The organism is Streptomyces sp. NPDC039430 (assembly GCF_055639435.1).
Genome location: NZ_JBVKAK010000002.1, coordinates 697,149 through 719,275 on the forward strand (window position 1 = coordinate 697,149; position 22,127 = coordinate 719,275).

Here is a 22,127-nt window from a genome sequence, read left to right on the forward strand (position 1 = left end):
CCCCCCCACCCCCCACCCCCACCCCCCCCCCCCCCCCCACCCCCCCCCCCCCCCCCCCCCCCCCCCCCCCCCCCCCCCCCCCCCCCCGGCGCACTCGGGGCATTCGGGCGCCGGCGCGCGACACCGGCGCGCGGTGTTCCGGCCCAGGTTCCCACCGCATGCCGCAGAGGAAGTGACCGTGACCATGACCAGCACGGATGCCGCCACCGAGGGCCACGAGGCCAGGGCACTCCTGGAGCGCACCCGCACCGCTGTCCATCCCGAACTCCGCTCCACCGTCGAGTCGTTGCCCGCCTCCCTGCGCCGGATCGCGATGTACCACTTCGGCTGGGAGCACGCCGACGGCACCCCGGCCTCGGGCCGGGAGGGCAAGGCGATCAGACCCGCGCTCGTCCTCGCCGCGGCGCGGTCGCTCGGCGGGGATCCGCACCACGCCGTACGGGCCGCCGTCGCCGTCGAGCTGGCCCACAACTTCACGCTGCTCCACGACGACGTGATCGACGAGGACCCGACCCGGCGGCATCGCGCCACCGCCTGGACGGTCTTCGGCACCGCCGACGCCATCATCGCGGGCGACGCCATGATGGCCCTCGCGCTGCGGCTGCTCGCCGAGGACCCGCACCCGGCGTCGGCCGCCGCCTCGGCGAGGCTCGCGTCCTGCGTCATCGAACTGTGCGCGGGCCAGCAGGCGGACTGCGCCTTCGAGCAGCGCGATCCGCACGAGGTCTCGCTCGACGAGTGCGTGGCCATGGCGACCGCCAAGACCGGTGCCCTGCTGGGCACGTCCTGTGCGCTCGGCGCGCTGTACGCGGGGGCGGGGGAGGAGCAGGTCGCCGCGCTGGACGCCTTCGGCAGGGAGGCGGGGCTCGCCTTCCAGCTGATCGACGACCTGATCGGGATCTGGGGCGACCCCGACCGTACGGGCAAACCGGCCGGAGCCGATCTGGCCGCCCACAAGAAGTCCCTGCCGGTGGTCGCGGCCCTGGCCTCGGGCACCCCGGCGGCCGGGGAACTGGCCGAGTTGTACCGGGGGCCGATGGACGCTGGAGCCGTGGCGCGCGCGGCCGCCGCCGTCGAACGGGCGGGCGGGCGCGACTGGGCCCAGTTCCAGGCCGCCGAGCGGATGTCCCGGGCCGTGCACGAACTGTCCCGGGCGGTGCCCGACCTCTCGGCGGCGGACGATCTCCTCGCCCTGGCGGAGTTCGTGACGCGCCGTACCCGCTGAGGCGGGCGCAGGGCCCGGATCCGCCCAACCCTAGGATCACCTCGTCGTATTGAGTGACGACGTGACGAGGTGACGACGTGACGACGCGGCAGTCGTGACGGTCGTGACGGTCGTGACGGTCGTGCCGAGGAGGGCCGGGAAATGGGTGCGGGGACAGGACGGGCGGGGACAGGACGGGCGGAGACAGGTCCGGCGGGGGCGAGACGGGCCGGGACGAGACGGGCGGGGGAGAGCGACCGGGCGACGTTGGTACGGCTGCTCGAAGAGGCCTTCGACGACGACCCGGTGAGCTGCTGGGTCTTCCCGGAGAAGGACCACCGCCGGCGGGTGCACGGTCTCTTCCTCGGCGTGTTCGCCGATGTCGCGCTCGCCGAGGGGTGGGTGGACATCCTGGAGGACGGGACGGGCATGGCGCTGTGGCTCTCGGTGCCGGCGGGGCTCCCGGAGGAGGAGGACGACACGCCGGCCCGGATGCGGGCGACCGCCGACCCGGACAACGAGCGTACGGAACTGGTCGGCAGGCTGACGGGCGCGGTCCATCCGCACGACCGCGCGCACGCGTATCTGCTGATGATCGCGGTGTCCCCGGCCCACCAGGGCCGGGGGCTGGGCCGCGCGCTGATCGAACCCGTGCTGGAGCGCTGCGACCGCGAGGGTCTTCCGGCCTATCTGGAGGCGAGCAGCGAGCGGAGCCGACGGCTCTACGAGCGGCTCGGGTTCACCTTCACGGGCACCACGGTCGATCTGCCGGACGGGCCGCACATGTGGCCCATGTGGCGGGAACCGCGCACCGCTTGAGCGGGGCGGCCGGATAATCAGTTTGCTGAACCACTGCATCCGGATCACTATGGGTGCAGTGGTCAGGCGATCCTCCGGGACGCCGGCCCTTTCCTGTCGTCGAGTGCTCGGAGGACCCGGCTTGCGCAAGCTCACGTACTACATCGCGGTATCGATCGACGGCTTCATCGGTGACCCCTCGGGCGACGCGACGGCCTTCGAACGCTTCGTGGACGAGGAGTTCCTCGCGTTCCTGAAGGCGGAGTACCCGGAGACCCTGTCCACCCCGGGCCGCCGGCACCTGGGGATCGACGATCTGGAGAACCGGCACTTCGACACCGTCATCCAGGGCCGGGCCAGTTACGGCGTCGCCCTGGGGATCGGGGTCACCAGCCCGTACGCGCATCTGCGCCAGTACGTGGTGTCGCGCGGTATCAAGGAGAGCCCGGACCCGGCGGTCGAGATCGTCTCCGGGGACGTCGTCGCGAAGGTCCGGGAACTGAAGGCGGAGGATGGCGAGTTCGGGATCTATCTCTGCGGCGGCGCCGATCTCGCCGGGCAGTTGACCGGTGAGATCGACGAGCTGGTCATCAAGACGTATCCGCTGGTCCTCGGCTCGGGGATGCCGATGTTCGCGACGGATTTCGCCCTCGACGAGTACACCCTGGAGTCGGTGAGGACGTTCGGGAACGGTGTGCTCGTGCGCAAGTATGACCGGAAGCCGTGACCCGTGCTGCGACGGAAGATCCGGTACCGCTACAGTCCGCGCCATGACAGCGGAGTCGACGGATTCATGGGCGGGTTGGTACCGGGACCGCCTGGGCGCGGAAGCGATCACCCTGAGCGCGGGTGGACAGCAAGTACGTACTCATATCAGGGGAGTTGAGTACGAAGGGGCGGATTTCGCCGTCCTGGAAGCGGTGGGGGCGGGCGGGCTGCTGTCGTCCTGCGTCATGGAATGGGACATACCGCTGCCCGTCAGCTCGGCGGGCACGGTCCAGCAGGCCACGCTCAGCTGTCTGCTGACGCTCGGTGAGCGAGCGGCCGAAGGCCCCGTCGGCCGGGCCGAGTTGAGCCTGACGCTGCACTGCGGCGGGGCGGCCTACGCGTCGGGGATCGCCGGGGGCGGCTTCGAGGAGGCGCTCGGCAGGATCCGGCGCCAGCTGCCGAGCGGTACGGAACTGGGCGGCCGGCCGCTGGTGGGAGCGTCCTGACGAGCTGACGTGGCTTACGTGGCCGCCGCGGCCGACATGACCCACGCGGCCGTCTGAAGACAGGCCCCTGGTCCGGGACCCCTAGTCCGGGACGGGGGCGTCGTCGTGGAGGACGAACTCCTCCGCGATGTCGGCCGGCCGAAATCCGGCCACCATCAGGCCGTCGAGCAGCGCGTCCAGCCGGGCGCGCGCCGCCGGTCTGCCGACCCCGCGGGCGCGCTGTGTCACGGAGCGCTCCTGGACCCCGTGGGACAGCACCCGGCGCGCGGCGCGCGAGACATGCGCGCTGTGCCGTTCCGCGACCGCGGCCAGGCGTTGGGTGTCGTACGGGATCGGCAGCCGCAGCGTGACGTGGTGCTCGAAGTGGCAGTGCGGGGGCAGCGCGGCGGCCTCGGCGTCGGTCTGCGGCACGCCCTCGTTCCAGGGCGCTGCCACCAGCTTCGTCCGTACGACGGGGAACCCGGCCTCCGCGAGGCGCTCCGCGCACCGCTCGGCGGCCCGGTGCTGCTCGTCGAGTGTGCCCCTGCCGGGCAGGGTGAGCGTCGGCCGGGACGGCGTACGGCCGCGGTCCAGGACGACGAGGCTGACCGCGAGGCCATGGGCGGCGGCCCAGTCGTGGAGACACGCGACCCGGTCCGGGCGGTCGGCCCGTACGGTCAGGAGTGTCTCGAAATCGCCGCTGATGATCGGTCCGAGATCGCGCTGAGGCTCGCGGTGGGGCTCGCGGTGAGGCGACGCGCCGGTCTCCGTACTGAAGTCCACCGAGAGACGTTACCAAGGGGGACACGGGAAGGGGCGCCCCTGGGCGATTGCTCCGGGGCGCCCCTGTTACGCGAGGGAGGTCAGGTGTGCGGTCGCGCGGTCTTTCGTGGGGGAGGTCAGGAGACCTTGGCCAGCGCTGCGGCGAGGCCGTTCGCCCAGAGGGCGTTGACGCGGGAGCGCTCGGCCGCGTTCGGCTGGGCGTTCTGGCAGGACGTGCCCGGACCGCCGCCGGACATCAGCTCGCTGCACGGGCCGGAGTAGTGGTCGGGGAGGCCGAGGACGTGCCCGGTCTCGTGCGCGGTGACGCGGGTGGAGTTGTACTGCTGGTTCTGCCGGTAGTCCAGGAAGATGTAGCCGGAGCCGTGACCGTCGGTGCTCGCGTACGAGCCGCGCGAGTCATTGCCCTCGTAGTACGTGAAGTCCGCGTTGCTGCCCGCCTGGAGCTTCACATTGGAGACGGCGCTGTTCCAGATCGAGGTGGAGCTGGCTATCTGGCCGGCGAAGGTGGGCGCGTTCGACGCGTTGTAGACCACGGTGACGGCCTGGGCGCCGGGGTTCGCGGCCCGCTTCTCGGCGACCGACTTCAGGACGGCCTCGAAGAAGGCCTTGTTGCCCGCGGCCTCCGCCTTCGAGCCCTCGTAAGCGGCGTACGAGGAGGTGGCGGCGTCGGCGGCGGGGGCCGGAGCGGCGGTGGCGGTGGGCGCGACACCGAGCGTCGCGAAGGCCAGACCGATACCGGCGATCGCGGAGATGGCGGTCTTGGGGTGTCTCATGTGGGGGGCTCCTACTGGTCCGTAGAACGGATTGGGTACCGCAGAGTCTCGGGGAGTCCGCCCGTGTGCGGATGATGTCAAAGTCCGATAACACGAGCGCATCACCCGGGCCGTATATCTTCGAATGCGCGTCCAATTACAGGCATTTGGACATCTGGTGTGGTGCGGGAGGCCGCTCTACTCTCTGGGCATGGAGCTGGAGGTGAGACATCTGCGTGCCCTGTGCGCCATTGCCGATGCCGGCAGTCTGCACAAGGCGGCGCGACAGCTGGGGATGAGCCAGCCATCCCTGACCACGCAATTGCGGCGTATCGAGAACGCGTTGGGCGCGGAGCTGTTCTCCCGGGAACGTACCGGCTGCCGGCCCACTCCGCTGGGCCGCTCGGTACTGAGCAGGGCCCGCCCGCTCGTCTCCGGAATGGCCTCGCTGGTCGCCGAGGCGAGGGTGGCCGCCGGTCTGGCCGACGGACCGAGGCTGCGGATCGGCTCCACCGCGAGCCGCGCGCTGGTGGGATGGCTGCGCCGGCTCAGGAACCGGCTGCCCGGTACGGACATCTCGCTCCATATGGACGTCTCCGCCAACGCGTTGCTGCGGATGCTCGCCGCGGGCCAGCTCGACGTCGCGTTCGTCCATGAGGTGGAGGGCTGTCCGCTGCTCGTCCCCGAAGGGCTGCAGCGGCGCGTACTGGTCGAACGGGAACCGCAGTTCATCTCCATGGCCAGGGACCATCCGGCGGCGGGCAGCCCGGTGGTGGAACTGGCGGATCTCGCCGAGGACCGCTGGATGGTCGACCCGACGGTGGACGGCGAATGGGACGGGCTGCGCCGGGTATTGGGCGCGGCCGGACTCAACCCGTCGGTGCTGCACGGGGATTACCTCACGGCGGCCTCACTCATCGCGGTCGGCGAGGCGGTCGCGCCCTGCCAGCCCACCTCGGGTCCGCGCGACGACATGGCGATCCGGCCGCTGCGGGACGATCCGCTGGCGGTGCGGCTGCTGTTGTTCTCGCGGTCGGGCGCGGAAGGGCCGGGCGCGGAGGGGGCCGGTGGCCGCGACGAGGTCTTCGCGGATCTGGAGGCGTCGTACCGGGAGGCGGCGCTGCGCGCGGTCGACTACCGCAGATGGCTGACCGCGCACAAGAGCCCACTGCTGCACGCGCCGGCGGCCTGAGGGAGCCGGAGCACCGCGCGCGTCAGGTGAGCAGGGCGCGCGCCTGTTCCCGGGCCGCGCCGAGCGCGTCGGGGAAGACGCGCAGGCCGTGGGCGACGAGGGCGCCTTCGTGGAGCAGCATGAGCGTACGGCCGAGGCGCACGGCTTTCCCGTCCTCGTTACCGTCCCCGTCCCCGGCCCCGTCCCCGGCCCCGGATTCGGCTTCGCGGGCGAGGCGGGTGAACAGCTCCAGCATCCAGGTCTTCTGACCGGCGATGACGGTGTACGCGGGGTGGGTCCGGTCGTCGATCTCGGCGTGGGCGTTGACCATGCCGCAGCCCCGGGGGCTGTTCGCCTCCATCCATGCCCGTGAGGCGTCGAACACCGCGAGCACACGCGCGACGCCGGGAGGCCGCACGTCGTCCGCGCCCGGCGAAACCGCAGCGAGGCGTTCGGCGAGGAAGGCGCGCCAGCGTTCGTCGCGGGCGGCGAGGTACTCCACGATCAGCTGGTCCTTGGAGCCGAACCGGTCGTAGAGCGTCTTCTTCGTCACCCCCGCCTCGGCGGCGATCAGGTCGACCCCGACCGCGTGGATCCCGCGCTCGTAGAACAACCGCGAGGCGGCCTCCAGGGCGCGCCGGGCGCCGGGGGTCATCGTGATCCGGCGGGGTTCCGGCGTAGGGCTCATGAGGCCGAGTATACCGATCTGTATAGTGAGCCCATGAGTAAACCGATCTGTATACCCAGCTCGCGCCTCCTCCCGCCGGACGGTGCCCCGGGATGAACCTCCTCCTCTCGGCCGCGTTCGTGCTCTGCTGGAGCTCCGGCTTCATCGGGGCGAAGCTCGGGGCGGGCAGCGCCGACGCGGTGACGATCCTGATGTGGCGGTTCCTGCCGCTCGCCGCCGTCCTGGGACTGGTCGCGGTCACCCTCACCCGTCACGCCTGGCGCGGACTGACCGCGCGCGCCGTGCTGCGGCAGGCGGCGATCGGCGCGTTGTCGCAGAGCGGCTATCTCCTCACCGTGTACTACGCGATCCAGCTCGGCGTCTCCAGCGGTACGACGGCGCTGATCGACGGCACCCAGCCCCTGGTCGCCGGCGCCCTGGCCGGCCCGTTGCTGGGCCAGTACGTCTCGCGACGGCAGTGGCTCGGTCTCGGCCTCGGAGTGGCGGGCGTCGCCCTCGTCACCGTGGCCGACGCGACGGCCGCGGCCACGGGGACCGTGGAGCCCTGGGCGTACGCGGTGCCGTTCCTCGGGATGTTCTCGCTGGTCGCGGCGACCTTTCTGGAGGGCCGCTCACCGACCCGTACCGCCCCCTCGGTCGCCATGACGATCCACTGCGCCACCAGCGCCGTCGTCTTCACCGTGCTCGCGACGGCCACCGGAGCGGCGGCCCCGCCCGCCGAGGCGTCCTTCTGGACCGCGATCGCATGGCTGGTGATCCTCGCGACCTTCGGCGGCTACGGCCTGTACTGGCTGGTCCTGCGGCGCTCCGGGGTGACCGAGGTCAACACGCTCATGTTCCTGATGGCACCGGTCACGGCGGTGTGGGGCGCGGCGATGTTCGACGAACCCTTCGGCATACAGACAGCCGCCGGTCTCGCGGCCGGCCTGGCCGCGGTGACGGTCGTACGGCGCGGAGCGGCCGGAAGACACCCCCTCCGGCCCCCGCGACGGCCGCACGGCGGCCGAAAAAGCGACCGCACCCGGTCCGGCAGGGGCTCCGGTATGGAGTCCTGCGGGCCGGGTGCGGCCGGAAAGCGCTGCGTGTGAGGTAACCGCAGGTCAAGCGGCATGATCGGCGATCAGGCCTTCTTCGTCTCCCAGAAGATCTTGTCGATCTGGGCGATGTGGTCCAGGGCCTTCTGGCCCGTGGCCGGGTCCTTCGAGCCCTTCGCGGTCGACAGCGCCTTGAGGGTGTCGTTGACCAGCTGGTGCAGCTCCGGGTACTTCTCGAAGTGCGGGGGCTTGAAGTAGTCGCTCCAGAGCACCGAGACGTGGTGCTTCGCGAGCTCGGCGCGCTGCTCCTTGATGACCGTCGCGCGCGCCTGGAAGTGGGCGTCGTCGTTGCCCTGCATCTTCTCCTGGACGGCCTTGACCGACTCGGCCTCGATGCGGGCCTGGGCCGGGTCGTACACGCCGCAGGGGAGGTCGCAGTGGGCGCTGACCTTCACCTTGGGGGCAAACAGGCGGGAAAGCATGGAGCTGTCCTTCCTCGTGATCGTCTTCTCAGGTGGGACATTACTCCGTGAGAAGCCTGTTTTCGCGGGTGCCCCCTGGGGCTTAGGACAAAAGTCCGGGGTCACCATGGGACCGGTGGCGGAACGTACCGTGGGACCGGGAGGTGCCGAATGGCGGAGCACGGGCGGGAGTCGAGGGTGTCGTTGGGGATCGCCGAAGTGATGGGTCCGTCCATGTATCCGACGCTCAAGCACGGCGATCAGCTCCTCGTGCACTATCGCGCTCCCCTCAAGCCGGGCGATGTGGCGGTGCTCAAACATCCGCTGCAACAGGACTTGCTCATCGTGAAGCGGCTGGTGGAGCGGCGCGACGGCGGGTGGTGGGTGCTCGGGGACAATCCGGGGGCCGAGGGGGACAGCCGGGTGTTCGGCGCGGTGCCCGAGGAGCTGCTGCTGGGGCGGGTCCGGGCGCGGTACCGGCCGCTGGGGGATCAGCGGTCGGCGCGCGCGGTGGTGTCCTGGCTGGTGTCGGCGCTGCGGCCGGTGCCGGCCGAGCGCTCGGTCTCCAGGCGTTTGCGGGCCCGGTAGGCGGCGACGTTGGCGCGGGTCGCGCAGCGGTCCGAGCAGTAGCGGCGCGAGCGGTTGGTGGACGTGTCCAGATAGGCGTTGCGGCAGGGCGCCGCCTGGCACAGGCCGAGCCGGTCGACGCCGTATTCCGTCAGATGGAACGCGAGCCCCATCGCAGCCGTCGCCGCGAACCCGGCTGTCGCGTTGGAGGGGTGGTCCGCGAGGTGCATGTGCCAGCGCGGATGCCCCTCGTCGTCGAGGAAGTCATGGCCGGAGATCTGCGGGCTGACCGGGAATTCGAGCAGCAGGGAGTTGAGCAGGTCCACCGCCTGGGTGGCCTCGCCCGCGTCGGCGGCGGTGAAGACCGCGCGCAGCCGGGCCCGTACCGACCGGAAGCGGGTGACGTCCGCGTCGGTGGCGCGGCGGGCCGCCTGGGAGCTGGGGCCGAAGAGGGCGCGGACGGCCTCGACCGAGGTCAGGGTGTCCGTACCGCGGGCCGGTTCCTCGGTGTTGACCAGTCGTACGGCGGAGTCCGAGTAAGAGGCCAGTTCCACTTGTAGTCCTTACGGAAGCGGTCTAGGGTCTGGAGGGAAGAACGGTGTAATGGCTGGTTGTGCTTCTAGGGTATTACAGGGGAGGGTTTCCATGACGGAGACGGGAACCACGAGTACGGAAACCGCGAGTACGGGAGCCACGGCCGCGGCAGCCACGGCTTCGGGGACCGACTGGCGCGGCTGGCAGGAGAGCTGGGACCGCCAGCAGGAGTGGTACATGCCCGACCGCGAGGAGCGCTTCCGGGTCATGCTGGACATGGTCGAGGCCGCGGTGGGCCCCGAACCGAGAGTGCTCGATCTCGCCTGCGGCACGGGAAGTATCACGGACAGGCTGCTCCGCCGGTTCCCCGGCGCGACCAGCACCGGCGTCGACCTCGATCCCGCGCTCCTCGCCATCGCCCGCGGCTACTTCGCCGGGGACGAGCGCGTGAGCTTCGTGACCGCCGATCTGAAGGACCCGGGCTGGACGGCGCTCCTGCCGGGCGCCCCGTACGACGCCGTACTCACCGCGACCGCCCTCCACTGGCTGCGCGCCGAGCCGCTCGCGGTGCTGTACGGGCAGCTCGCGGGCCTGGTCAGGGACGGCGGCGTGCTGATGAACGCCGACCATATGACGGACGGTTCCACCCCCAGGATCAACGCGATCGAGCGCGCCCACCGGCATGCCGGAATGGACCGTGCCAAGGCCGCGGGCGCCCTCGACTGGGCGGACTGGTGGGAGCTGGCCGGCCGGGACCCGGTCCTCGCGGAACCGACCGCCGAGCGCTTCAGGATCTACGGCGAACACGCGGAAGGCGATACTCCATCCGTGGACTGGCACGCGAGGAAGTTGCGTGACGCGGGCTTCGACGAGGTACGGGCGGTCTGGTCCTCACCGTCCGACTCCCTCCTCCTCGCGCTCAAGTAGGAGGCGGACCGACCAAGCGGGGCCGGGCCGGGGCCGGCCTACGCATGAGGGGCGGTACGGACGGGTCCGTGCCGCCCCCCACACATGCCGCACCGCCTTCTACAGCACCTTCGACAGGAACGACTTCGTCCGGTCGTGCTGAGGGTTCGTCAGCACCTCGCGCGGATGGCCCGATTCGACGACCACACCGTCGTCCATGAAGACCAGCGCGTCACCGACCTCCCGCGCGAAGCCCATCTCATGGGTGACCACGATCATCGTCATGCCGTCCTGCGCCAGATCGCGCATCACATCGAGCACATCGCCGACCAGCTCGGGGTCGAGCGCCGACGTGGGCTCGTCGAAGAGCATCAGCTTGGGCTCCATCGCCAGCGCGCGGGCGATCGCCACCCGCTGCTGCTGGCCGCCGGAGAGCTGCGACGGATAGCTGCCGGCCTTGTCGGAGAGCCCGACCCGGTCCAGCAGCCGTTCGGCGCGGGCGCGGGCCACGGCCTTCGCCTCGCCGCGCACCTGGACCGGCGCCTCCATGATGTTCTCGACCGCCGTCATGTGCGGAAAGAGATTGAAGCGCTGGAAGACCATGCCGATGTCCCGGCGCTTCCTGGCGACCTCGCTGTCCTTCAGCTCGTACAGCTTGTCGCCCTTCTGGCGGTAGCCGACCAGCTCGCCGTCGACCGACAGCCGGCCCGCGTTGATCTTCTCCAGGTGGTTGATGCACCGCAGGAAGGTCGACTTGCCGGAGCCGGAGGGGCCGATCAGACAGAAGACCTCGCGCGGGGCGACCTCCAGATCGATGCCCTTGAGGATATGGGCGGCGCCGAAGGACTTGTGTACGCCCTCGGCCTTCACCATCTGGGTCATGCCATGCCTCCCTTGGGCCGGCCGAGGGACAGCAGGTTGACGCGGACGCGCTGGAACGGGGTCATCGGCAGGCTGCGGCTCGACCCGCGCGCGTAGTGCCGCTCCAGGTAGTACTGGCCGATGCTGAGCACCGACGTCAGGATCATGTACCAGGCCGCCGCCAGGAACAGCATCTCCACCGTGGCGCCCGAGGTCTGCGCCACGTTCTGGGTCGAGCGCAGCAGCTCGGTGTACTGCACCGCCACCGCGAGCGACGAGGTCTTCAGCATGTTGATGACCTCGTTGCCCGTGGGCGGCACGATCACGCGCATCGCCTGGGGCACGACGACCCGGCGCAGCGTCTTGGCGTGGCTCATGCCCAGCGCGTGCGCCGCCTCGGTCTGGCCCTCGTCGACCGCCTGGAGGCCGGCCCGGCAGATCTCCGCCATGTACGCCGCCTCGTTGAGCCCGAGGCCCAGCAGCGCGCACAGGAACGGGGTCATGAACGAGGACCACTCGTCCTTGTAGACGGGCCCGAGGTTGATGTACTCGAAGACGATGCCCAGGTTGAACCAGACCAGCAGCTGTACGTAGACCGGCGTGCCGCGGAAGAACCAGATGTAGAACCAGGCGATGGCGGACGTCACCGGGTTCTTGGAGAGCCGCATCACCGCCAGGACGATGCCGAGCACCACTCCGAGGAGCATCGCGAGCACCGTGATGATCACGGTGTTCTTGACGCCGGTCAGGATCTGGCCGTCGAAGAAGTAGTCGGGGATGGCGCCCCAGTTCACATCCGCCTGGGCGAACGCGTACACGAGCGCGACCAGCACGCCGATCGCGACGACCGCGGACACGTACCGCCCGTAGTGCCGCACCGGAATCGCCTTGATGGATTCCGGTGCGGTGGACGACACGTCCCGTGGGTCTTCCTTGGGGTCGTCCGACTTGTCGATGTCAACCGTCACGGATGTTGCCTCTGCCTTTCAGAGCCTTCGGAGCGGGCGCGGAATCAGGAACCGCCGTTGAGCTTGGCTTCCTTGACCGCGCCGTCCTCGACGCCCCACTTGGCGATGACCTTGTCGTACTCGCCGTTCTTGATGATGGCGTCCAGCGCGGACTGGAGCGCCTTCGTCAGCGGGTTGTTCTTGGCGACGGCGATACCGTACGGAGCCGCCTCGACCTGCTCACCGACCAGCTGGAAGTCATTGCCGCCGCCCGAGGTCTTCACCGCGTACGCCGCGACCGGGAAGTCACTGGAACCGGCGTCCGCGCCGCCGCCGCGCAGCCGGGTCTGCGCCTCCAGGTCGTTGTCGAAGGCCTCCAGCGTGATCTTGCCCTTGCCGGCCTGTGCGCACTTCTCGCTCTCGGCCTTGGCCAGATCGTGCGAGACGGTGCCGCGCTGGACGACCATCTTCTTGCCGCAGAGGTCGGACCAGGTGGTGATCCCCTTGTCGTCGCCCTTCTTGGTGTAGATCGAGACACCGGCGGTGAAGTAGTCGACGAAGTCGACGCCCTCGCCGACCTTCTTGCCGGTGTCGCCGTCCACACCGTTCTGCCGGTCCTTCGTGTCCGTCATGGCCGACATGGCGATGTCGTACCGCTTGGACCGCAGACCGGTCAGCAGGGTGTCGAAGGTGCCGTTCTCGAACTCGAACTTCACGCCGAGCTGCTTGCCGAGCGCGTCGGCGAGATCCGGGTCGATGCCGACGGTCTTGCCGGACTTGTCCTTGAATTCCACCGGCGGGTACGCGATGTCCGAGCCGACCTTGACGACGCCCTTGTCCTGGATCGCCTTCGGCAGCTGGTCGAAGAGCGGGGCCTTGGCCCCGGCGGACGAACCGCTGTCCTTCTTGGCGCTTTCGGTTTGGTCGCCGCAAGCGGTCAGCAGCAGGGTGCCCGCGACCGCGAGCGCGCCGACCGCGGCGATCCTGGACTTCGCGGCGGTCGTCCGGCGAGTGGTGCTTGCGGTCATGATCAGGATCCTCCGGCGGATGAGGGAGCTGCCAAATGGCCGAGCACGCGTCTTCGAGTGTCGCGACCGAGTGTGATTAGGGCATCTTGCCATTCGGACTGGCCCATTCAGGGGACCGGGCATGTCAAAATCGGGTAACGGGAGACCCCCTGCCCCCGGCGTGGCGGTATATCAAGACCGGACCATCTGCTGGAATACCTTCTTCCGGCCGGATAATCTCCGGTCCGTCTCCTTTCTGGGGCGCGATTCATGCCGCTTATCGGAAGTGTCCGAATATTCTGCTATGAGTCATCTCACCGGGGAGATGCCGGGGAGATACGGACTCGTGGACGATGCGGTCTGTCCGGTAAGAAGGATGATTACACCCCTCATCCGGGGCTCAGGGCGCGTGTGCGGCGCGCCCGCGCGTACTTATCACCTTTTCGGGCCGAGCGGACCAACCGTCGGCACGGATCGCGCACGCGGTGCCCACCCACCCCTCCTCAACCAGGAGCGGCAACCCTCAACTGATGAAGACTTAAGGGGTCATCCACATGGCAGCGGAGATCGTCAATCCTCGCAGCGACAGCGCCACCGACAACCAGGGCGGTACGGGGAGTGCTCCGGACGAGCCCTTCGATCCGGCCTTCGCGCTGCACCGCGGCGGCAAGATGGCCATCCGGGCCACCGTGCCGGTGCGTGACAAGGACGACCTGTCCCTCGCGTACACCCCCGGGGTCGCGAAGGTGTGCAGCGCGATCGCCGAGCGGCCCGAGCTGGTGCACGACTACACCTGGAAGTCGCAGGTCGTCGCCGTCGTGACGGACGGTACGGCCGTGCTCGGACTCGGCGACATCGGGCCGGAGGCCTCGCTCCCCGTGATGGAGGGCAAGGCGATCCTGTTCAAGCAGTTCGGCGGGGTCGACGCGGTGCCGCTGGCGCTCGCGACCACCGACACGGACGAGATCATCGACACCGTCGTGCGGCTCGCGCCGTCCTTCGGCGGCGTCAACCTCGAAGACATCTCGGCGCCGCGCTGCTTCGAGATCGAGCGCAGGCTCCAGGAACGGCTGGACATCCCCGTCTTCCACGACGACCAGCACGGCACGGCCGTCGTGACGCTCGCCGCCCTGCGCAACGCGGCGAAACTGACGAAGCGTGAGCTGGGCGAGTTGCGCGCCGTCATCTCGGGCGCGGGGGCGGCCGGGGTCGCCATCGCCAAGTTCCTGCTGGAGGCGGGCATCGGCGACGTCGCGGTCGCCGACCGCAGGGGCGTCGTCAGCCGTGACCGCGACGACCTCACCGACGTCAAGCGCGAACTGGCCGAGATCACCAACCGCGCCGGGCTCTCCGGCTCGCTGGAGTCCGCGCTCTCCGGCGCGGACGTCTTCATCGGCGTCTCCGGCGGTACGGTCCCGGAGCCGGCGGTCGCGTCGATGGCGCCGGGCGCGTTCGTCTTCGCGATGGCCAACCCGAACCCGGAGGTCCACCCGGACATCGCGCACCAGTACGCGTCCGTCGTGGCCACCGGGCGCTCCGACTACCCGAACCAGATCAACAACGTGCTCGCCTTCCCGGGGATCTTCGCGGGCGCGCTCCAGGTCCGGGCGTCCCGGATCACGGAGGGCATGAAGATCGCGGCGGCGAACGCGCTGGCCGACGTGGTCGGCGAGGAGCTGGCGGCGGACTACGTGATTCCGTCGCCGTTCGACGAGCGGGTGGCACCGGCGGTGACGGCGGCGGTGGCGGCGGCGGCGCGAGCGGAGGGCGTGGCGCGCCGGTAGCCGTCCGGCCGGGGGGTCGTGGTCCGGGGTGCGTCTCGGCCGGGGCCGGTTCTCGTCAGCGGGCTGTGGTCCGGGGCGCGGTCGTCTTCGGCCGGGGCCGGTGGTCCGGGTGCGGGTTGCTGGCGAGGGGCGCTCCGGGGCTCGCGTCCGGGACCGCGTGCTGTGCTTTTCCGGGTAACCCCCGGACCCCGTACGGCGCGTAGCCGCCCTGGCGATGGTCCGGGCGTCCGCGCGCCACACATCACGCTCCACGTCCCGGCCACGACCCCTGCGCGCCCCCTCACCTCCCCCACAAGCGACCCGGCCGCGCGCGGGGCGGGCGGGGGAGGCGGCGTCATCCTTCATCCCCCATCAGCCCCTGGTTCATGACCGCCTGTTGTGATGCCCTGTGACGACAACCGACACAGGAGGCGCTTGTGAACCTGCTCGTCAACGGTGACGCCGAGCGTGGGCCCGGAGGGAGCGCCGAGCCCGTGTCCGCCGTTCACGGATGGGTCGTACGGGAAGGCGCGCCCGCGCTCGTCGGGTACGACGTCGGGAACGGCTATCCCACTCCCGCCGACCCTGGCCCCGCCCCCGCGCACCGTGGCAGCCGGTTCTTCTCCGGTGGCAACAGCCCGCGCACCGCGCTCGTCCAGGACGTCCCGCTGCCCGTCGCCGGGCCGGCCGGCCGCGCCGCCGTGGACGCCGGGCGCGTGCGGTACGCCGTGTCCGCATGGCTCGGCGGATACGCCACGCAGGAGGACGGCGCCCGGCTGTCGGTCGAGTTCCGCGACGGCAGGGGCACCCCCGTCGCCCTGTCCGTGCTCGGCCCGGTCACGGCGGCCGAACGCGGTGGCCGGACCGCGCTGGTCGAGCGGAGCGCCGAGGCCGCCGTGCCGCCCGGCGCACGGTCCGCGCGGATGCTGCTCGTCTTCACCCGCACAGGCTCCGGGGTCTCCAACGACGGTTACGCCGACGCGATATCGCTGACTCTGACGGCCTCGGGGGGACGGGCATGAAACTGAACCGACGCGATCTGCTCAAGGCGGCCGGAGCCGCCGGAGCGCTCAACGTGGTCTGGCCGCTGAGCGCCGGGCTCTCGCCCGCGCGGGCCCGCGAGGCCGCCGGGGCCCTCGGCTCGACGTACGACGCCGCGCCGTTCACGCTCGGCGTCGCCTCGGGCGATCCGCGGCCCACGAGCGTGGTGCTGTGGACGCGCCTCGCGCCCGAGCCGTTCGCCGAGCCCGGGGAACAGCCGCTGCCGGAGGTCGTCGAGGTGCGCTGGGTCGTGGCCGAGGACCGGGCGCTGCGCCGGGTCGTCGCCCGGGGCACGGCCCCCGCGTCCGCGACGCTCGGGCACAGCGTGCACGTACCGGTCCACGGCCTGCGTCCGGGCCGTGAGTACTGGTACGCGTTCACCGCGCTGGGCCGTACCAGCAGGCTCGGCAGGACCAGGACCGCGCCTGCGGGACGCGTGGGGAGTGTCCGCTTCGCCACGGCCAACTGCCAGAACTACCCGCAGGGTTACTACGCGGCGCTGCGCGGGATCGCCCGTGAGCGGCTGGACTTCGTCATCCATCTCGGCGACTACATCTACGAGTACGGGCCCGAGGGCGGCGACGCCGTCCGCGACAACAACGGCCCGATGATCTACACGCTCGCCGACTACCGCAAGCGCCACGCGCTCTACAAGGGAGATCCCTCGCTGCGCGAGGCGCACGCCGCCCATCCCTGGTTCCTGACCTGGGACGACCACGAGGTCGCCAACGACTACAGCGGTACGGGCGGCGGCGCGCCGTTCCTCCAGCGCCGGGCCGCCGCCTACCAGGCGTGGTACGAGCATCTGCCGCACCGCGACGCCGGTGACTCCGCCCTGCCCGACCCGGACATCCACCGGGTGCGCCGCTGGGGCGATCTGCTGGAGCTGGCCGTGCTGGACCTGCGGCAGTACCGCTCCGCGCAGAACCTCCCGGACGGCACGATCCTCGGCGCCGACCAGAAGGCCTGGCTCAAGCGGACCGTCGACAGCGCCCCCGACTCCTGGCACATCTGGGCCAACTCGATCATGCTCAGCCAGCTGCGCGGCTCGCCCGGCAGTCCGTACATGTTCACCGACCAGTGGGACGGCTTCCTCGCCGAGCGCAAGGAGGTGCTCGACCATGTCCGTACGAGCGGCCTGGAGGACCTCGTCGTCCTCACGGGGGACTGGCACTCGGCGTTCGTCGACGACATCAGGCCGGACTACGACGACACGGAATCGCCCGTCATCGGTACGGAGTTCACGGCGCACTCGGTGACGTCCAGCGCGTACGACCCGGAGTGGAACGCGGCCAACGGCCCGCTCATGGGCCGGGCCAATCCGCACCTCCAGTACTTCGAGGGCAACCGCTACGGCTACGACGTGTACGAGGTGACACCGGAGCGCTTCACCACCCATATGCGGGTGATCGAGGACCGCCGGGATCCGGCCTCGCCCGTGTCCACGCTGACCACCTTCCATGTGGACCGGGGAACGGCGGGCGCGTACGAGGACCCGGCGACGCGGAACTCGCCCGCGCAGTACCGCAGGGACTGAACCGGGGCGCGGGACGCGTGTCACACGCGCGTACGGTTCCTCCGCGTCCCGCGCCCGCTCTATCGTCAAGGTCATGTTCGCCGCCTACGCAGCCCGTATTGACCGCGACCACCCCCTCAACGGCCTTGAGCTGGGCGAACGCCCCGCGCCCGAGGCACGCCCCGGCTGGACCACCGTCACGGTGAAGGCCGCCTCGCTCAACCACCACGATCTGTGGTCGCTGCGCGGGGTCGGCCTGCCCGAGGGCAAGCTGCCGATGATCCTCGGCTGTGACGCCGCCGGTCTCGACCCGGACGGCAACGAGGTCGTCGTGCATTCGGTGATCGGCGGAGGTGACCACGGCGCCGAGCCCCGCTCGATCCTCACCGAGCACTACCAGGGCACGTTCGCCGAGCAGGTCACCGTGCCCGCCGGGAACGTACTGCCCAAGCCGCCCGAGCTGACCTTCGCACAGGCCGCCTGTCTGCCGACCGCCTGGCTGACCGCGTACCGGATGCTGTTCACCAACGCCGGGGTGCGGCCCGGGGATTCGGTCCTCGTCCAGGGCGCGGGCGGCGGGGTCGCCACGGCGGCCATCGTCCTCGGCAGCGCGGCGGGGCTGCGGGTGTACGCGACCAGCCGCGACGAGGCCAAGCGGGCGCGCGCGGTCGAACTGGGCGCGCTGGAGGCGTACGAGCCGGGCGCACGGCTGCCGCACCGGGTGGACGCCGTCATCGAGACGGTCGGCGCCGCGACGTGGTCGCACTCCATCAAGTGCCTGCGGCGCGGTGGCACGCTGGTGATCTCGGGCGCCACGAGCGGCGACCGTCCGGCGCACGCCGAGCTGACCCGGATCTTCTTCCTGGAGCTGAGGGTCGTCGGCTCGACCATGGGGTCCAGGGACGAGCTGGAGGACCTGCTCGCCTTCTGCGCGGTGAAGGGCGTACGGCCGGTGATCGACGAGGTGCTGCCGCTGGAGCGGGCCCGGGAGGGCTTCGAGCGGATGGCGGCGGGTGATCTGTTCGGCAAGGTCGTACTGACCCCCTGAGTGTGTCAATGTGCGTTGACAACGCCTCCATGTCAACGTACGTTGACGTCATGACCGAAGCGACGGATCTCGCCGAGCGGGCGGGTGACCGCGACCCCCGGGTCGGGCTGAGGGCGGTCGCCGCGCTGCGGCGGCTGCTGGAGCAACTCGAAGCCGTACAGGTACGCGGCGCCCGCGACCAGGGCTGGTCGTGGCAGGAGATCGCGGACGAGCTGGGCGTCAGCCGGCAGGCCGCGCACAAGAAGCACGGGAGGCAGTGATGTTCGAACGGTTCACCGAGGGCGCCCGCGGTGTGGTCACCGGGGCCGTCGGGCACTCCGAGCGCTCGGGAGCGGACACGGTCACCGATGAACACCTCCTGCTGGCGCTGCTCGACCAGCGGGGCACCCGCGCCTCCTTCGCGCTGACCGCGCTCGGGATCACCGACCGGCGTGACTCCCTGGAGGACGCGTTCGCCCGCGCGCGCAGGCGGGGCGGGCTGACGCAGGCGGACGCCGACGCGCTGGCCGGGCTCGGGATCGACCTGGGCGAGATCGTCTCGAAGGTCGAGGAGGCCCACGGCGAGGGCGCGCTGCGGGTCGCCAGGAAGCCGAGGCGATGGTGGCCCGGGCACCGGGGGTTCACCCCGGCGGCGAAGGCCACGCTGGAGAAGTCGCTCCGGATCGCGGTGGGCCGCGGCGACCGCCACATCGGCGACGCACACCTCCTGCTCGCGCTGACGGCGCGGCCGGGGGTGGTGGCGGAGGTCCTGGCGGACCACGGGGCGACGTACGCGGCGGTGGAACGCGCGATGTTCGGCGGCCTGTCACAGGCGAGCTGAGCCGGGGCCCATGGGCGGAGGACGCCTTCCGCCGGGGTGCGCACCGCCATGGAGCGCACCCCGGCGACGGCCCGCATCCGGCTTCCGGCCCCGGCCGAAACGCACGCCGGCGACGGCCCGCATCCGGCTTCCGGCCCCGGCCGAAACGCACCCCGGCGACGACCCGCACCCGGCTTCCGGCCCCGGCCGAAACGCACCCCGGCCCGGCGGAAAGCCCCGCGTCAGCTGCCGCGCAACACTCCGTCGATCCGCGTCGCCGCCGCCGACAAGTGCTTTCTCGCCTCCGTCAGTTGCGCCTCCGTCACCCCGTTGTCCCGCGCCGCGTCGCGGATGTCGTCGCGGAAGCGGTCCAGCAGCCGGTCCAGGTCGCGTGCCGGGTCCCCCGTCCGCGGGGTGTCCTTCGCCCAGCCCGGGTCGGGCTCCGCCTGCTGGGCGGGCGGCGGTTCGCGGGTGGACCATGCCGTGCCGGCCAGGCCGCTCAGCTGGTCGGCCAGTTCCGACATGCCCTCGCGTACGGCATTCGGCCAGTCGCCCCGTCCGAAGTGGTCCTGGACCTGGTCCTGCACCTGCTTCGCGATGCGCTCCACCGTCTCGCGGGTCTGCTGCGCGTCCTCGCGGGCCCGGCGGGACTCGTCCTTCGCGCGGCGGGCCTGCTCCTTCCACTCCTGCTTCGCGCGCTTGAGCTCCTCCTTGGCCGCGCGCCAGGAGTCGTTGTCCCCGAAGGCCGACTCCCAGTCCGTCCGCGTGCCGCCCTTGCGGGTCTCGGAGGCCGCCGCGCGCATCTCGCTGCGCAGCCGGCCCGCCGCGCCCCGTACGTCGTCCCGGATCTCCGAGGCCAGCTCGGCCACGGACTCGCGGATCTCCAGCTCCAGGTCGGCCAGCTCGCCTCCGCGGCCCGCCAGTTCGGCGCGGCCGGCGTCCGTGATCGAGTAGACCTTGCGGCCGCCCTCGGTGGCGTGCGTGACGAGGCCCTCGGCCTCCAGCTTGGCCAGCCGGGGGTAGACCGTGCCGGCGGACGGTGCGTACAGGCCCTGGAAGCGCTCCTCCAGGAGGCGGATCACCTCGTAGCCGTGGCGCGGCGCCTCGTCGAGGAGCTTGAGCAGGTAGAGGCGGAGTCGGCCGTGGGCGAAGACCGGAGGCATGGTCAGAACTCCTTCGTGTCGGACGGCGTGGAGCCGGCCCGGGAGGGTGCGGGGGAGTCGTACGGGCCGTCCTCCACCGGTGGCCTTCTCAGCAGCGCGACCGAGCCGGACAGTGTGGTCGCCTTGAGCGTGCCCGTGCCCGCCCCCAGCGTGCCGGTGATCTTGTGTGCGCCCCACTGGCCGCTGACCCGCAGATCGTCGAACGCGTTGGAGACGGCGCCGCTCGTCGTGTTCACCTCGACCCGCGCGTCCGCGGGGTGCGGCAGCCGGATCGCGATCTCGCCCGAGACCGTGGTGAGCTTGATGTCGGTGGGCACGCCCGCCGGGTCGAGGTCGACGACCATGTCGCCGCTGACCGAGTCGGCCCGTACGGACGATCCCGCGCCCTCGACGACCGTCAGATCGCCCGAGACGGACTGGAAGCGGAGGCTGCCGGTGACCGCCTGGGCCTCCACATTGCCGGAGACCGTGTCGGCGCGTACCTCGCCGGACAGCCCCACGAGCGTGGTGTCGCCGCTGACGCCCCGGACGTCCGTGCGCCCCCGTACGCCCGAGACCACGGCCCCGGCGCCGACCACCCCGACCTCGACCTCGGTCCCGGCGGGGACCGCGACGGAGACGACCGCGCTGCGGTGCCTGCCCTTGCGGTCCAGCCAGTTGAGGAAGCCCTTCCAGGGCAGGTCCTCGTAGGCGACCGTGAGCGTGGAACCGCTTCTGGTCACGATCAGCGGCGGGCCCTCGATCCGGGAGATCTCCAGATGGGCGCCGCCCTGTCCGTTCAGTACGGCCTCGTCCGTGCCGACGACGTTCACGGTCCCGTTGACCACCCGCACGTTGAGCGAGGTCACCGGGTCGTCGAAGGTGAGCTTTCTCGGCTCGGCGACTTCCCACGTCGACTCTGCCATGGTGCTGACCTCCTGGGGCCCCGGCGGCTTAACGCAACATATCGCGTCTCTTGCCGGACACGATATATCGCGGTTATCGGAAGTCAAGGCCGGGTGGCCGAACCCGTGGGGCGCGACGGCGGCCGCCCGGAGGTCACGGCGCCCATATCCGGGCAAAGTGGCCTAGCGTAAGGCTATGAACGCGACTTCCGTGGGGGCTCTCCTGCTCTGCCGGGCCGAGCCGGCGGTGGTACGGCCCGCCGCCCATCTGCTCCGCGAACGGCTGCTGCTCGCTCCCGCGGGCGAGGGCTGGACGGTGCTGGTGCCCGAGGGCAAGCCCTGGCTGCACGGCGGCGAACCGGTCGACCGGGTGGTCGTGAGCTGGGCCACCGCGCTCGCCGTCGGCTCCAACTGGCCGGTTCTCGCCCTGTGGTGGGACACGACCCGGGCCGGCTACACCCTCGCGGCCGGCTTCCGGCGCACCGTCGGGTACGTCTGGCTCGCGGACGGCACACCCGCGGGGGAGGACGAGGCGATGCGTACGTTCGCGGCCCGCCTCGGCCTCGATCCCGTCCTGGATCTCCAGGCGCTGGAGCCGCTGACCCGTCAGGACCCGGAGGCCGACTCCCGGGCCAGGCTGCGCGCGCTGGCCGCGTTCCTCACCCGTACCGGCCTCATGCTTCCGGCGGGTCTCACCCCCGGCGAACCGGCCGACCGGCTGCGTGAGGTCGCGCGGATCCAGCCGGACGCCGAGCACCTCGAATGGGCGGGCTGGCGCGACACCGTACGGGCCGAGCTGGACGTGGTCGAGGACGGGCCGCTGGGCCCCTGGCTGCGCGGCCCCAAGGCCCGGCTGCTCGCCGCCGCCCAACTCGCGACGGGCGTACCGCTGGTCCTCTGGGCGGCCCGCCGCCGGAGCGCCGGGTGGGCCTTCGCGGGCACGCTGCTCGTCACGCACGGCGTGCTGGGACTCGCGTACGACCGGTTCCGCGCCCAGGAATGAGCGG

Annotated in this window: 25 protein-coding genes; 15 read left to right on the forward strand and 10 right to left on the reverse strand. The window is 71.2% G+C overall.

The window, feature by feature from the left end:
- Positions 1-184 precede the first annotated feature (184 nt).
- From ACZ7LS_RS08170 to ACZ7LS_RS08185, 4 genes are all read left to right on the forward strand, one after another.
- Complete coding sequence (locus tag ACZ7LS_RS08170) at positions 185-1,225, forward strand: family 2 encapsulin nanocompartment cargo protein polyprenyl transferase (RefSeq protein ID WP_382524912.1); 1,041 nt, start codon at positions 185-187, stop codon at positions 1,223-1,225.
- A gap of 141 nt (positions 1,226-1,366) precedes the next feature.
- Positions 1,367-2,023 (forward strand): GNAT family N-acetyltransferase, encoded by a 657-nt coding sequence (locus ACZ7LS_RS08175; RefSeq protein WP_382524910.1) that lies wholly within the window; start codon positions 1,367-1,369, stop codon positions 2,021-2,023.
- Between the two features lie 121 nt (positions 2,024-2,144).
- Positions 2,145-2,729, forward strand: a complete 585-nt coding sequence (locus tag ACZ7LS_RS08180) for a dihydrofolate reductase family protein (RefSeq protein ID WP_385135352.1) — start codon at positions 2,145-2,147, stop codon at positions 2,727-2,729.
- A gap of 43 nt (positions 2,730-2,772) precedes the next feature.
- The gene (locus ACZ7LS_RS08185) at positions 2,773-3,216 is read left to right on the forward strand and encodes a DUF6304 family protein (protein WP_382524907.1); all 444 of its coding nucleotides are present in this window, start codon (positions 2,773-2,775) and stop codon (positions 3,214-3,216) included.
- Positions 3,217-3,297: 81 nt separating this feature from the next.
- Here the strand turns inward: ACZ7LS_RS08185 and ACZ7LS_RS08190 are convergent, their stop codons facing one another.
- Entirely contained in the window at positions 3,298-3,978 is a 681-nt protein-coding gene (locus ACZ7LS_RS08190; protein WP_385135353.1) for a hypothetical protein, read from the reverse strand.
- Positions 3,979-4,094: 116 nt separating this feature from the next.
- The gene (gene snpA, locus ACZ7LS_RS08195; protein WP_382524903.1) at positions 4,095-4,751 is read right to left on the reverse strand and encodes a snapalysin; all 657 of its coding nucleotides are present in this window, start codon (positions 4,749-4,751) and stop codon (positions 4,095-4,097) included.
- A 190-nt stretch (positions 4,752-4,941) separates the two neighbouring features.
- Here snpA and ACZ7LS_RS08200 point away from each other — a divergent pair, with 190 nt between their 5' ends.
- Complete coding sequence (locus ACZ7LS_RS08200) at positions 4,942-5,922, forward strand: LysR family transcriptional regulator (protein ID WP_385135355.1); 981 nt, start codon at positions 4,942-4,944, stop codon at positions 5,920-5,922.
- Between the two features lie 22 nt (positions 5,923-5,944).
- Here ACZ7LS_RS08200 and ACZ7LS_RS08205 read toward each other — a convergent pair whose 3' ends face one another.
- Positions 5,945-6,589: a TetR/AcrR family transcriptional regulator gene (locus ACZ7LS_RS08205; protein ID WP_385135357.1), complete on the reverse strand. Its 645-nt coding sequence runs from the start codon at positions 6,587-6,589 to the stop codon at positions 5,945-5,947.
- A gap of 92 nt (positions 6,590-6,681) precedes the next feature.
- Between ACZ7LS_RS08205 and ACZ7LS_RS08210 the strand changes: the two genes are divergently transcribed.
- A complete protein-coding gene (locus ACZ7LS_RS08210) occupies positions 6,682-7,677 on the forward strand; it encodes a DMT family transporter (RefSeq protein ID WP_385135358.1) in 996 nt (331 codons plus the stop codon).
- A 32-nt stretch (positions 7,678-7,709) separates the two neighbouring features.
- Here the strand turns inward: ACZ7LS_RS08210 and sodN are convergent, their stop codons facing one another.
- A complete protein-coding gene (sodN, locus tag ACZ7LS_RS08215; RefSeq protein WP_382524895.1) occupies positions 7,710-8,105 on the reverse strand; it encodes a superoxide dismutase, Ni in 396 nt (131 codons plus the stop codon).
- A gap of 150 nt (positions 8,106-8,255) precedes the next feature.
- Between sodN and sodX the strand changes: the two genes are divergently transcribed.
- Entirely contained in the window at positions 8,256-8,672 is a 417-nt protein-coding gene (sodX, locus tag ACZ7LS_RS08220) for a nickel-type superoxide dismutase maturation protease (protein WP_382675918.1), read from the forward strand.
- Here the strand turns inward: sodX and ACZ7LS_RS08225 are convergent.
- Entirely contained in the window at positions 8,576-9,205 is a 630-nt protein-coding gene (locus tag ACZ7LS_RS08225; protein ID WP_129770380.1) for a CGNR zinc finger domain-containing protein, read from the reverse strand. The two genes, sodX and ACZ7LS_RS08225, sit on opposite strands and share 97 nt — an antisense overlap.
- A 91-nt stretch (positions 9,206-9,296) precedes the next feature.
- On the opposite strand from ACZ7LS_RS08225, the gene ACZ7LS_RS08230 reads away from it, so the two are divergent.
- Positions 9,297-10,112 (forward strand): class I SAM-dependent methyltransferase, encoded by an 816-nt coding sequence (locus tag ACZ7LS_RS08230; protein ID WP_385135361.1) that lies wholly within the window; start codon positions 9,297-9,299, stop codon positions 10,110-10,112.
- 99 nt (positions 10,113-10,211) lie between these two features.
- Here ACZ7LS_RS08230 and ACZ7LS_RS08235 read toward each other — a convergent pair whose 3' ends face one another.
- From ACZ7LS_RS08235 to ACZ7LS_RS08245, 3 genes are read right to left on the reverse strand one after another with little or no spacing between them, the layout of a single operon-like run.
- Positions 10,212-10,964, reverse strand: a complete 753-nt coding sequence (locus tag ACZ7LS_RS08235; protein ID WP_129770882.1) for an amino acid ABC transporter ATP-binding protein — start codon at positions 10,962-10,964, stop codon at positions 10,212-10,214.
- 5 nt (positions 10,965-10,969) lie between these two features.
- Positions 10,970-11,920 carry an amino acid ABC transporter permease gene (locus ACZ7LS_RS08240; protein WP_382524889.1) on the reverse strand — a complete coding sequence of 317 codons (951 nt, stop codon included), beginning with the start codon at positions 11,918-11,920 and terminating at the stop codon, positions 10,970-10,972.
- 44 nt (positions 11,921-11,964) lie between these two features.
- Entirely contained in the window at positions 11,965-12,927 is a 963-nt protein-coding gene (locus tag ACZ7LS_RS08245; protein ID WP_385135363.1) for an ABC transporter substrate-binding protein, read from the reverse strand.
- A gap of 533 nt (positions 12,928-13,460) precedes the next feature.
- Here ACZ7LS_RS08245 and ACZ7LS_RS08250 point away from each other — a divergent pair.
- The 6 genes from ACZ7LS_RS08250 to ACZ7LS_RS08275 all read left to right on the forward strand — a co-directional run bounded on the left by ACZ7LS_RS08250 (position 13,461) and on the right by ACZ7LS_RS08275 (position 19,094).
- A complete protein-coding gene (locus ACZ7LS_RS08250) occupies positions 13,461-14,690 on the forward strand; it encodes an NAD(P)-dependent malic enzyme (RefSeq protein WP_382524885.1) in 1,230 nt (409 codons plus the stop codon).
- 416 nt (positions 14,691-15,106) lie between these two features.
- Positions 15,107-15,691 carry a phosphoesterase gene (locus ACZ7LS_RS08255; protein ID WP_385135365.1) on the forward strand — a complete coding sequence of 195 codons (585 nt, stop codon included), beginning with the start codon at positions 15,107-15,109 and terminating at the stop codon, positions 15,689-15,691.
- Positions 15,688-17,247, forward strand: a complete 1,560-nt coding sequence (locus ACZ7LS_RS08260) for an alkaline phosphatase D family protein (protein ID WP_385135367.1) — start codon at positions 15,688-15,690, stop codon at positions 17,245-17,247. The genes ACZ7LS_RS08255 and ACZ7LS_RS08260 overlap by 4 nt, the downstream gene beginning before the upstream one ends.
- A gap of 73 nt (positions 17,248-17,320) precedes the next feature.
- Positions 17,321-18,274: a zinc-binding dehydrogenase gene (locus tag ACZ7LS_RS08265; protein ID WP_382524879.1), complete on the forward strand. Its 954-nt coding sequence runs from the start codon at positions 17,321-17,323 to the stop codon at positions 18,272-18,274.
- A gap of 50 nt (positions 18,275-18,324) precedes the next feature.
- Positions 18,325-18,534 carry a helix-turn-helix domain-containing protein gene (locus tag ACZ7LS_RS08270; protein ID WP_329063560.1) on the forward strand — a complete coding sequence of 70 codons (210 nt, stop codon included), beginning with the start codon at positions 18,325-18,327 and terminating at the stop codon, positions 18,532-18,534.
- Entirely contained in the window at positions 18,534-19,094 is a 561-nt protein-coding gene (locus tag ACZ7LS_RS08275; RefSeq protein ID WP_382524877.1) for a Clp protease N-terminal domain-containing protein, read from the forward strand. Before ACZ7LS_RS08270 ends, ACZ7LS_RS08275 begins: the two co-directional genes overlap by 1 nt.
- 221 nt (positions 19,095-19,315) lie before the next feature.
- Here ACZ7LS_RS08275 and ACZ7LS_RS08280 read toward each other — a convergent pair whose 3' ends face one another.
- Both ACZ7LS_RS08280 and ACZ7LS_RS08285 read right to left on the reverse strand, forming a co-directional pair.
- Complete coding sequence (locus tag ACZ7LS_RS08280) at positions 19,316-20,236, reverse strand: PadR family transcriptional regulator (RefSeq protein WP_385135370.1); 921 nt, start codon at positions 20,234-20,236, stop codon at positions 19,316-19,318.
- 2 nt (positions 20,237-20,238) lie between these two features.
- Complete coding sequence (locus ACZ7LS_RS08285) at positions 20,239-21,141, reverse strand: DUF4097 family beta strand repeat-containing protein (RefSeq protein WP_382675902.1); 903 nt, start codon at positions 21,139-21,141, stop codon at positions 20,239-20,241.
- Positions 21,142-21,316: 175 nt separating this feature from the next.
- On the opposite strand from ACZ7LS_RS08285, the gene ACZ7LS_RS08290 reads away from it, so the two are divergent.
- Positions 21,317-22,123 (forward strand): hypothetical protein, encoded by an 807-nt coding sequence (locus ACZ7LS_RS08290; RefSeq protein WP_382524871.1) that lies wholly within the window; start codon positions 21,317-21,319, stop codon positions 22,121-22,123.
- The last annotated feature ends 4 nt before the right edge of the window (positions 22,124-22,127 follow it).